This window comes from Citricoccus parietis (genome assembly GCF_042433045.1).
Taxonomy (GTDB): Bacteria; Actinomycetota; Actinomycetes; order Actinomycetales; family Micrococcaceae; genus Citricoccus; species Citricoccus parietis.
Window position 1 is genome coordinate 46,108 of the sequence record NZ_JBHLWH010000013.1, and the last position, 11,848, is coordinate 57,955.

Sequence of the window (11,848 nt, forward strand, 5' to 3'; positions counted from 1 at the left end):
CCGTTATGCACCTCACCGAGATTTTCGCCAAGGACGTCCAGCGGCCCATCGAGGGCGTCATCAAGGCCGACGACGTTGCGCACTTGGGCACCGAGGTCGACGAATACGTCTTGACCAACGAGGCCGCAAAGGGCCTGGAGTTGCTGCTTGAGGCATACACGAAATACACCAACGCGAACGGCGTGTGGATTTCAGGCTTCTTCGGCTCCGGCAAGTCGCACCTGTTGAAGATGCTCGCGCACCTTCTCGGTGACGTAGAGGGCGACGACTTCCCCCGAGAGCGTGTCTCGGAGAGCTTCCGCGCCAAGGCGACGGATGCCTTCTTGCCGCCACTGCTGGACAAGGCCGAACGCATCCGGGCGAAGAGCCTGCTGTTCAACATCGACCAAAAGGCCACCCTGATCAGCAAGGATCAGACTGACGCCCTGCTGCGCGTGTTCGTGAAGGTCTTCGATGAGTCCCGCGGCTACTACGGCGACCAAGGTCACATCGCCCGATTCGAGCGCCAGCTCGACGACGAACGTCAGCTAAACGCATTCAAGGATGCCTTCCGAACGGTGTCCGGCCGCGACTGGGTGGAGCGCCGGCCGAGCTTCGGACTCCCGACGGTGCGTCGCCAGGTCAACGAGGCATACGCCCAGATCACCGGGCTGGACGCATCAACCGCGCCCGACATCCTGAAGACCTATCAGGACACCTATTCGGTGTCGATTGAGGACTTCGCCGATGAGGTTCGCGCCTGGCTGGACAAGCAGCCCGCGGGCTATCGGCTGAACTTCTTCGTCGATGAGGTCGGGCAGTTCATCGGCTCGAACACGCATCTGATGCTGAACCTTCAGACGATTGCCGAGTCGCTGAACACGAAGTGCGGCGGGCGGGCCTGGGTGTTCGTGACCTCGCAGGAGGATATGGACAAGGTCGTCGGAGACCGCACCAAGCAACAGGGCAACGACTTCTCTAAGATTCAGGCTCGGTTCGCGACGCGCGTCAAGCTGACCTCTGCGGACGTGGAAGAGGTCATCCGCAAGCGCCTGCTGGAGAAAAACGATAAGGGCACCCAGGTGCTCGAAGCCGTCTACGCGCAGGAGTCGGCGAACTTCAAGACGTTGTTCGACTTCGTCGATGGCGCCAAGACGTACCGTAACTTCACCGACGAGGTCCACTTCGTCGGCACCTATCCGTTCGTGAGCTATCAGTTCCCACTGTTCCAGGCAGCGATCGAGGGCATCTCCGACCACAACGTGTTCGAGGGTCGTAACAGCTCTGTCGGCGAACGCTCCATGCTCGGCGTCGTCCAGCAGGTCGCCAAAGACATCGGCGACGTCGAGATCGGCACACTAGCCACGTTCGACAGCATGTTCGCCGGCATCCGCGCCTCGTTGAAGTCCGCAGCGCAGCGTTCCATCGACCGGGCCGAACGAGACCTCCCCGATAGCAGTTCGCCGGTCACCATGCTCGCGGTGCGGCTACTCAAGGCACTGTTCCTGGTGAAGTACGTGGAGAGTTTCCAGGCCACCCCGCGCAATCTGACCGTGCTGGTGTACGACCGGTTCGGAATGGACCTGCCGGCGTTGTCCAAACAGGTTCAGGAAGCCTTGATGCTGTTGGAGACGCAGATCTACGTGCAGCGCAACGGCAACGTCTACGAGTACCTGACCAACGAGGAGCAGGTGATCGAAGAAGAGATCAAGAACGTCGAGATCGACTCCTCCGAGGTTTCGACGCGGCTCAACAAGATTCTGTCTGGTGATGTCGTCAAGACCGCCAAGCTCCGCTACGCCAAGAACGGGCAGGACTTCGCATTCGGATATAAGCTCGACGACCAGGCATTCGGCCAGCAGCGCGAACTCTCTCTGCACTTAATCACCCCCGAGTACCCCTACGGTCCTGAAGAGATTCGGATGCACTCAGCGGGCAAAGACGAACTGCGCGTGATTCTCGCCCCCGACGAGCGAATGCTGGCCGACTTGCGGCAGCTGATCAAGACCGAGAAGTACACCAAACGAAAGCAGACCAGCTCGCTGTCCCCGATTGAGGAGCAGATTCTGCGGGCCAAGGCCACGCAGAATGCCGAGCGGGAGAAGGAGCTGGTCGAACGCATCCGCCGCGCCGTCGGGCGGGCCGACCTCGTAATCAACGCCGCAGACATCACGGCAGGATCACAAGACGCCATCACACGGATCACCGAGGGTTTCCAAAACCTCATCGCACAGACCTACACCGGTCTCAACCTTCTCGGCGGGCGCACCTACTCCGAGCAGCAGGTCGCTGCGTACGCGAACCCCGACCAGTCCGCGATGATCGAGGACTCCTCGGTCCGCGCGCTCGCCGCACCGGCCGACGAGGTGTTTTCCTATTTGCTGCAGCGTGACCGACTCGGTGAGCAGGTCACGTCCAAGAAGATCGTTGATCACTTTCAGGCGAAGCCGTACGGCTGGGACCTCGCTTCCATTGAAGTCATCATCGCCTGGCTTGTCGGCACCTCGAAGATCACTCTCACGGTCGACTCGAACATCCTCAAGCGGAGCGAGGTCGCTGCTGTACTACGGAACACTCAGAAGCACTCTCACGCCGTCGTCGCTCCGCAGAAGACCTTCGACCAGCGCAAGGTCGCGGCGTTACGCACCTTCTGCACCGACTTCTTCGACGAGCCCACCGCGCCGAAAGACCCGCTCGAACTGGCCCGGCACGCCAGCGAACGGCTCCGCGCCAAGCTCGACGAGCTCAAGGCCCAAGTCAGCGGCTCGAAGTACCCGTTCGTCGCTCAGCTCGACGCCCCGATCTCTTTACTGGAGTCCATCGTTGGCAAGCCGGAAGACTGGTACCTGTCCGACTTCGCCGGCGCCGACGATTTGCTCGACGCGAAGACCGACGTCATCGACCCGATCCAGGCATTCCTTGGTGGCGCTCAGCGGAGGATATTCGACGAGGCAACCGAACTGCTGGCCAAGAACGCCAGCAATCTGAACTACCTTCCCTCCGGTACCAGCCAGGAAGTGGAACAGCTCCTCGCCGACCCACAGGCCTTCCGCGGGAATCGGATGACCAGGCTCAAGGCCGCCACCCTTGAGCTTCTGGCCCGCCTTGACGAGGCGCTCATGGCGAACCGTGATGAAGCACTGCTGGAGATCGACTCCCGCTGGGGACCCCTCCAGACCAGCACGATCTACCTGGAAGCCACCGACGACGCACAGCACAGCGCGATCCAGAAGGTTGGCGCAATCCTCGACCGAATCCGCAGCGACGGTCAGATCGCAGTCGTCCGCGAGATCGCTAGCACCTTCGAAGAACGCACCTACCCGGTCATCCTCGACCAACTCGCTGCGTCGCCACGCAGCGGTGCAGACGACGATGAACCGGTCCACGCCCCGCCCAAGAAGCAAACCGTTTCGGTCAAAAGCATCAGCGCCACCGGCATCCACGGTGTCCTGGAGACCGAACATGATGTCGATCGCTACCTAGACGCGTTGCGCATGGCTTTGGTCCACGCCATCAACGACGACAAGCGCATCGCACTGTAGGAGACAACACGCATGGAAACCGCAGCGCTGAAGAGCTTCGCCACCTGGGCCAGGCGTGAACTCATCACCCAGGTCAGTGCCCGCCTGACCGCCGTGCTCGCTCCCGCATCACCGGAACGGGTCGAGAACCAACGTGCCGTCACCACGCTCGAACGCGACATCGCAACAACAGGTGGCGGCGCTAATGGCAAGGACGCGGTAGCCGAGAAGGTCGCATACACCTGGTTCAACCGCATCATCGCCCTTCGTTTCATGGATGCCAACGGCTACACCGGCGTCGGCGTCGTTTCACCCGCTCACGGTCAGCAGTTCGGACAACCAGAGGTGCTCGCCGACGCCAAGCGTGGCAGCATTGACGCCGTCGTCGCGGCCAATAAGCGCACCCTCGACACGATCACTGCGCTCCTCGACGGCACCAGAGCCAGCGGCGATGCCCAAGGAGAGGCATACACCCTGCTGCTCGCCGAGTACTGCCGCTACTGGAACCGTTCCATGCCGTTCATGTTCGAACGCGAAGGCGACTACACCGAACTCCTGATCCCCCCGAACCTCCTCGCCGCAGACTCGATCCTCACCCGCGCAGCTACCGTTCTCACGGCCGAAGTCTGCCGCGATGTTGAAGTGATCGGCTGGCTTTACCAGTTCTACATCTCGGAACGTAAGAATGAAGTCTTCGCCGGGTTCAAGAAGGGGAAGAAGGCAGGCGCTAGTGAGATACCCGCGGCGACCCAGCTCTTCACCCCGCACTGGATCGTCCGCTACCTCGTCGAAAACTCCATCGGACGCCTATGGTTACTCAACCACCCGTCATCCGGCCTCGCCGATCAGATGGACTACTACATCGCCCCGGTCAAGGAGGAGACCGACTACCTCAAGATCAGCAGCCCCAAGGAACTGAAAGTCATCGACCCCGCTTGCGGCTCCGGGCACATGCTTACCTACGCCTTTGACCTGCTCTACGCCATCTACGAGGAAGAGGGCTACGCCCCCTCCGAGATTCCCGAACTCATCCTCACGAACAACCTCTACGGCACCGAGATCGACCCACGCGCTGGAGCACTGGCGGCGTTCGCGCTCACGATGAAGGCTCGTGCGAAGCAGCGCACGTTCTTCAGCAAGCAGGTCGAGCCAAACGTTTGTGTCATAAACGCCGTCACGTTCAGCACCGAAGAACTGGATTTCCTCGTCACCAAGGATGGGGATAAGAATGCGGAGGAGGCGTTCTGGAGCCAGTTTGCGGAAGCAGATACCCTCGGTTCTCTCGTGCAACCCGATTCCTCCCTCAGAACCCAGCTGAGCCGTCACTTCGAGACTCTGGCTGATCACGGCGACCTACTCCGAGGCGCCACACTGAGCCGGGCCGGTCGCGTACTCTCGCAGGCGGAGTACTTGAGTCAGCGCTACCACGTCGTGGTTGCAAACCCTCCGTACATGGGGTCATCGAACATGTCGGGTGCGCTGGAGGCATTCATCCAGCAGCAAATGCCGGAGGCTAAAGCCGATCTCTTCGCGACATTCATTCAAAGAGCGTTGACCTTGGCGGTGCGACGCGGCACAGTCGCAATGATTGCCAAGCAGAACTGGCTGTTCCGGCCCGCATTCGCCACGCTACGCCGTGAGCTCCTGGCAGCACACCAGCTTGAACAGGTTCTTCAGTTCGGCCCAGGAGCGTTTGACAGCCTAGGTGGGGAAGTTGCTTCGACGGCGGCCTTCGTCCTTAAGCTTCATGACTTTGGGCGCGAGTGCTGGTTCGCGCGCCTGGTGGACGGTGAAAACGAGGCCGCAAAGGAGGTAGCACTGCGCGATGCGATCCGGCTGTCTCGTGGAGTCTTCCGTCGTAACCTCGGCGACTTCCTAGAAATCCCAGGTGCTCCTGTCTGCTATTGGATGTCGGATACCGGGTTAGCTGCCCTCGCATCCGGACCCTATCTTGGAGATGTGCTGAACCCCCGGGAAGGCATGGCAACGGGAAACAACACGAGATACCTACGCTTCTGGTGGGAAGTCTCTGCGGCTGCGACGAATAGGTCGGCAGAAAACCGCGAGACTGCGAAATCGAGCGGGAAGCGATGGTTTCCGTACAACAAGGGTGGTGGCCCTCGCCGATGGTACGGTCATGACGAGTTTGTGGTGGATTGGTACGACGATGGGCACGAACTTCAGACCACACGCCATCCCGATGGAAGTCGGATATGGGCGCACAACTTCAATCTGGAGTTCATCTTCAAGGAGTCAATCTCCTGGTCGTCTATTACAAGTCGTGGTCTCGCGCTTCGCTACTACCCACCCGGGTTTCTGTTTGACGCTACAGGGCTGTGCGCATATCCACGCTCTGACCGCCAGGCGATGTTTGCCGCAATGGCTCTGGTGAACACGAAGTATGGCTCGGATTTCGCGGACCTTCTCAATCCGACCCATCATTTTAAGGCTGGTGACTTCGCTCGTCTTCCACTTCCGAAGGTGGACCCCGACGAAATCGAACACTTGACCAACGAGGCCATCGGGATTGCGAAGGAGGACTGGCTGACCCAGGAGACAGCGCCCGACTTTGAGACTCTCATGATTGCTTCAGCCGATGGCACGTTGTCGTCGTGGGTGAAACAGCGCCGTTTGATCGGCGAGAAGCGTACCTCTTCACTGCTCCAAATCGAGCAGCGCGTTCAAGACGAGGTTGGGGCAGCTCTGGGCGAGGTGAACGTTCAGTATCCGGCGGTTGAACGTTCGAAAGTCACCCTTCTCGGAAACGCGGAATACCAGCACGGGTTGTCCGATGACCCCGAAAGGAAGGCCGAGCACGATCTTGTTGTCGATGTCATCTCCTACGCGATCAGTTGCATGTTCGGGCGCTACAGTCTCGACGAGCCGGGCCTAATTCTCGCCGACCAGGGGGAGACGCTGAAGGACTACCTGTCGAAAGTGTCGTCGCCGACGTTCAGCCCAGATGCGGACAACGTCATCCCGATCGTTTACGGTGACTGGTTCGAGGACGACATCGTGTCCAGGTTCCGTCAGTTCCTGCGGGCTGCGTTCGGCGAGCATCACTTTGAGGAGAACCTTCGCTTCGTTGAGGCGTCGCTTGAGGTCAAGTCGCTGCGGGACTATTTCATCACCCGTGCCGGGAGGTCGAGGTTCTACGACGATCACGTGCAGCGGTACAAGAAGCGTCCGATTTATTGGCTGTTCTCTAGCCCGAAGGGATCGTTCAACGCGCTGATTTACATGCACCGTTACACCCCTTCTACGGTCTCGATGGTGCTGAACGAGTACCTGCGCGAGTTCGAGTCGAAGCTAGAGGCGAATCTTCAGCATCAGGAGCGTCTCGCGGCCGGGAGCGGCACGCCTCGTGAGAAGGCTGCGGCGCTGAAGGAGGCCGACCGGCTCCGCAAGGTGCTGCTGGAGCTGAAAGAGTATGAGCACGATGTGCTCTACCCGCTGGCGTCCCAGCAGGTCGCGATCGACCTCGATGATGGTGTGAAGGTCAACTACCCGAAGTTCTACCCGGCCCTCAAGAAGATTACGGGGTTGGAGGCCAGCGATGGGTGAGATTGCTCGGAGTAGTGGCGCCTCCAAGCGTGAGTTGCCCGCGCGGCGAGAGATCAAGGCCTCTTCAGAGCAGGAGGAAGCCGAATGAGTTCACTCGGCGCAGTTATCCCGCACCTGGAACAGCGGTTCGAGTCGCAGCGTCTCGTCTTCTGGCATGACAGTGACCGCGAGTACGCTGCGGAGCTCGACGCCCTTGACCTCGCGGGCGTCACCACGCTGCGGGTCGAGAATAACGAGTACGCGGTGAAGAACCGGGTGCTCCACGAAGAGCCGACTGGCAGGTTCCTCATCTACCGCGGAGGCGCGGTGCCCCCTGGCACAGGGAACTGGCTGCTCGACCTTGAGCTGGTGTATGGGGTCTTCACCGCCGACCGGACCGCGCTCGTGCGCCAGAGGCTCGGCCTCACTGGCAGCGGGATCGACAACGTCGTGCGCGACCATGAGAAGTTCTTCCGCGTCGCGAAGCGGGTTCAGAGCCTCAAGACACTGCTCACGCCCGACGATGACGCGGACAGGTTTCGCGCGAAGATGTGTGCGGTGCTGCTTGGTCAGCGCGAGCACAGCATGCTTGAACTCACGCGCGCCCTGTTGATCGAGAACGCGCGCGGCGACGACGACAAGTACGAGGCACTGGCCGAACAAGGGCTCGATGGATTCCATTGGGCCGGCGTCGCCAAGATTTACGGTTACGAAGCCAGCGAACCCAGCGTCGATGACTTTGTACTGTGGATGTTCCGCCAGGCGATCGACGGTTTCGCGTCAATAACGCCTGGCGCCCTGCGCAACATTCAGCTCGACTTCGCGAGCCTGCGCAATGATCGACGTGGCTCCGACGCCCTCGCCACGCTGGCACGGCGGTCGTCGGAGAGCCTGGGCTACGCCAGCAGCATCGAGGACGCCGAGCTCCCTGAACTCATGGGCAACGACCTGTTCGAGGATGTAGAACGTAAGGTCATCAGCGCTCTTGCTGACGCCGTCGTTGAGCGGACGATGAGCGCGCGCGAGGTGTCCGAGACCATCCGTGCTCGCCAGACCAGCATCTGGGTCGACGGCTATCGGGAACTGTACGCGGCACTCGGCGCTGCCTCCGACCTTTTGTGCGACCTCGCAACCGAAAAGTTCGAGATCACGTCGTTCGATGAGGGCCTCGACCGGTACCGCCGGAACTGGTTCCGTATCGACCAGCTCTACCGGCAGTTCCACTTCGCCGCCCGCAGGACCGAGTACGCCGGCCCGCTCGAAGCGCTCCGGGTCGAGGTGGAGAAGCACTACGCGAACCGGTTTCTCTACGAACTCGGTAACGCCTGGCAGCTGCAGGTCGACGCGGTGGATGAATGGCGGTCGGTAATGCTGCGTCCGCAGACAAGGTTTTTCGCCGATCACGTCGAGCCGATTATCCGGAAGGGCAACCGGAAGGCCGTCGTCATCATCTCCGATGCTCTGCGCTACGAGATCGCCGACGAGTTGCGGTCGCGTATCCGTCAAGAAGACCGGTTCGACGCAACGCTCGACGCGATGCTCGGCGTCCTCCCGAGCTATACCCAACTCGGCATGGCCGCTCTCCTTCCGCACAAGACGCTGGGCCACTCCCACGATGGCGACCCGGTGCTCGTCGATGGTCAGCGTTCCGACGGGACCGGGAATCGTAACAAGGTGCTTGCTTCGGTGGATGGGTACGCGATCCAGGCCGAGGAAATCCTCTCGATGCCGCGCGGCGAACTGCGGGAGCTGTACGGCGCGCACCAGGTGCTGTACGTGTACCACGACCGGATCGACGCGACCGGTGACAAAGCCCGCACCGAGCGGCAGGTATTCGAGGCCGCCAACGACGCGCTGCGCGATCTTGTCGACCTCATCAAGCGCCTGACGAACGCTAACGCCACGAACATCCTTGTAACCGCCGACCACGGCTTCCTCTACCAAGACACCGCTCTCGCCGATGCGTCATACCTTTCGACCAAGCCGCAGGGCGACGATCTCGTGGTGACGAACCGCCGATACGTGCTGGGCCGGGGGCTCAAAGACGATCCGGCGTTCCGGAAGTTCGAGCCCGAACAACTCGGGCTCAGCAACGGCCTTGAAGTGCAGATTCCCAAGTCGATCCACCGGCTCAAGCTTCCCGGAGCGGGGTCGCGGTTCGTCCACGGCGGCGCCTCGCTCCAAGAGGTCGTCGTGCCAGTGCTGACTGTCAACAAGAAGCGCAAGAGCGATACCCGCCCGGTCAATGTGGAAGTGCTGCCCGAGACCGACAAGATCACCACCGGTCAGGTTGTCGTGAAGCTCTTCCAGTCCGAGCCCGTCAGCGAGAAGGTGCAGCCGCGCACACTCCGGGCAGGCCTCTATGTCGGCGAGACACTGATCTCGAACCAGGCCGAGCTGATTTTCGACCAGCCATCCGACGACAAGCGCGACCGCTACCAGAGCGCACGGATGCTGCTCAGCCAGGACGCCAACGAGTTCAACAACCGCACCGTGGAGTTCTGTCTCGAAGAGCAGATACCCAACACCACGCAGTGGCGCGTCTACCAGCGGGCTCAGTACCTGCTCAAGCGTTCGTTCACGTCGGACTTCGATTTCTAGGGGAAGCAGCAGCCATGACCGACACCGAGAATCCGAGCGCACGGAACACGAGTACGGAGCCGAGCGCGCCCCAGCAGAACGATCTCGACTACAAGATCAATCTGCTGTTCGGCGGGTCCGTCGTCCGCAAGGACCTCGTGAAGGCCGTCAAGGGCAACGCGATTGTCCCCTCCTACGTGCTGGAGTACCTCCTCGGCCAGTACGCCGCGTCCGATGACGAAGCGACGATCCAGGCCGGCATCGACTCGGTGCGGAAGATTCTCGCCGACCACTACGTGCACCGCAACGAGTCGGAACTGGTGAAGTCCACCATCCGTGAGAAGGGCCGTCACCGAATCATCGACAAGGTCGCTGTGACGCTGAACGACAAGCAGGATGTGTACCAGGCGTCGTTCGCCAACCTCGGCCTCAATGGCGTGATCGTCGAACCGGCAACCGTGAAGGCCAACCCGAAGCTGCTCGTCGGTGGTGTGTGGTGCATCTGCGACATCGAATACTCCCACAGCGACGACACGAGAGTCGTGCCATGGATGCTTGGGAGCCTGAAGCCGATCCAGATGTCGAGCTTTGACTATGAGGGTTACCTCGCCTCGCGGCAAGGCTTCAACACCGAGGAATGGATCGACCTGTTGATCCAGTCCATCGGGTTCAACCCCGAAATGTTCGGGCGGCGAGCGAAGCTGCTGCAGCTCGTGCGGCTTATCCCGTTCGTCGAGCGCAACTACAACCTCGTCGAGCTGGGGCCGAAGGGCACCGGCAAGTCCCACATCTACTCCGAGTTCTCACCCCACGGCATGCTGATCTCCGGAGGAGAGGTCACCGTCCCGAAACTCTTCGTCAACAACGCCAACGGCCGAATCGGCCTGGTCGGTTACTGGGATGTCGTCGCGTTCGACGAGTTCGCAGGCAAGAAGAAACGCACCGACAACGCGCTGGTCGACATCATGAAGAACTACATGGCGAACAAGTCATTCTCCCGTGGCATCGAGACGCTCGGGGCCGAGGCATCGATGGTCTTCGTCGGAAACACCTCCCACAACGTGCCCTACATGCTCAAGCACTCCGACCTGTTCGACGAGCTGCCCGAGGCGTACCACGACTCCGCCTACCTCGACCGGCTCCACTTCTACATCCCTGGTTGGGAAGTCGACACCATTCGCAGCGAGATGTTCTCCTCCGGCTACGGCTTCGTCGTCGATTACATCGCTGAGGTGCTGCGGTCGATGCGCAACACCGACTACTCCGACCGCTACCAACAGCACTTCACCCTCGGACCAGACATTTCGACGCGTGACCGCGACGGCATCCACAAGACCTTCTCCGGCCTGATGAAGCTCATCTACCCCAACGGCGAGGCGACCCCAGAAGAGATCGAGGAGCTACTCCGCTTCGCCATCGAGGGGCGCAAGCGCGTCAAGGACCAAATCCTGCGGATCGACACCACCATGGCCACCGTCAACTTCGGCTACACCGACAAGACAGGCACGTGGCACGGCGTCACCACGCTGGAAGAGGACGAGTATCCCGACTACTACCAGACACAACGTACCGAGACCGAGAGTGGCGCCGATCCGTCCTACCCGTCCGGACCCGCGGGCGAGGAGGCAGCCGTCCCAGCCCTTCCGGCGATCGAGATAGCACCTCAGCTGTTCGAGGGCCACCGTGAGTTCCAAGAGAACCAGCGCGGACTGTCCTACGAGACGCTGCTACTGCCGTACCTGCGCGGCGCGACCGAAATCACCATCGTCGACCCCTACATTCGCCTACCGCACCAGGGTCGCAACCTCGTCGACCTGCTTGCACTTCTGGCCACCAGCAAAGACCCCGCTGACGAGATCGTGGTAACGCTCGTGACCAAGGAAGACCACAGCGAATACGCCCAGCAGCACCTTCTCATGCTTAAGGACATCCAAGACAGCGCCGCCAGCGTTGGTATCCAGTTCACCGTCACCTGGGACGAGAGCATCCACGACCGGTCGATTCGCACCGACCAAGGCTGGAAGCTCCTCCTGGGGCGAGGTCTCGACATCTTCCAAAAGGGATCCGGCAGCCAGTTCGACCTCGGATCCCGCCGCCAAGAGTTCCGCCAGGTCCTCGCCTTCGGCATCACCTACATCCGTGAGCCTTAAGCGGGGACGCGTATATAAAGGCTCGTCAACTCGAGCTCGAAAGCCTCCGCGGCTACGAAGACTCCTCCCTGCCGT

At 61.0% G+C, this 11,848-nt stretch carries 4 protein-coding genes; all 4 read left to right on the forward strand.

The window, feature by feature from the left end; all coding sequences use genetic code 11:
* Positions 1 to 5 precede the first annotated feature (5 nt).
* The 4 genes from brxC to brxL all read left to right on the forward strand — a co-directional run bounded on the left by brxC (position 6) and on the right by brxL (position 11,773).
* Positions 6 to 3,521: a BREX system P-loop protein BrxC gene (brxC, locus tag ACFFIO_RS04280; protein WP_378040502.1), complete on the forward strand. Its 3,516-nt coding sequence runs from the start codon at positions 6 to 8 to the stop codon at positions 3,519 to 3,521.
* A gap of 12 nt (positions 3,522 to 3,533) precedes the next feature.
* Complete coding sequence (pglX, locus tag ACFFIO_RS04285; RefSeq protein WP_378040346.1) at positions 3,534 to 7,064, forward strand: BREX-1 system adenine-specific DNA-methyltransferase PglX; 3,531 nt, start codon at positions 3,534 to 3,536, stop codon at positions 7,062 to 7,064.
* A gap of 84 nt (positions 7,065 to 7,148) precedes the next feature.
* Positions 7,149 to 9,644 carry a BREX-1 system phosphatase PglZ type A gene (gene pglZ / locus ACFFIO_RS04290; protein ID WP_378040347.1) on the forward strand — a complete coding sequence of 832 codons (2,496 nt, stop codon included), beginning with the start codon at positions 7,149 to 7,151 and terminating at the stop codon, positions 9,642 to 9,644.
* A gap of 14 nt (positions 9,645 to 9,658) precedes the next feature.
* Positions 9,659 to 11,773, forward strand: coding sequence for a BREX system Lon protease-like protein BrxL (gene brxL / locus ACFFIO_RS04295; RefSeq protein WP_378040348.1), 2,115 nt, complete (start codon positions 9,659 to 9,661; stop codon positions 11,771 to 11,773).
* Positions 11,774 to 11,848: the final 75 nt, after the last annotated feature.

Excerpts from the sequence above, each read along its gene's own strand:
- brxC (WP_378040502.1), top strand. The coding sequence starts at position 6 with ATGCACCTCACCGAGATTTTCGCCAAGGACGTCCAGCGGCCCATCGAG.
- pglX (WP_378040346.1), top strand. The coding sequence starts at position 3,534 with ATGGAAACCGCAGCGCTGAAGAGCTTCGCCACCTGGGCCAGGCGTGAA.
- pglZ (WP_378040347.1), top strand. The coding sequence starts at position 7,149 with ATGAGTTCACTCGGCGCAGTTATCCCGCACCTGGAACAGCGGTTCGAG.
- brxL (WP_378040348.1), top strand. The coding sequence starts at position 9,659 with ATGACCGACACCGAGAATCCGAGCGCACGGAACACGAGTACGGAGCCG.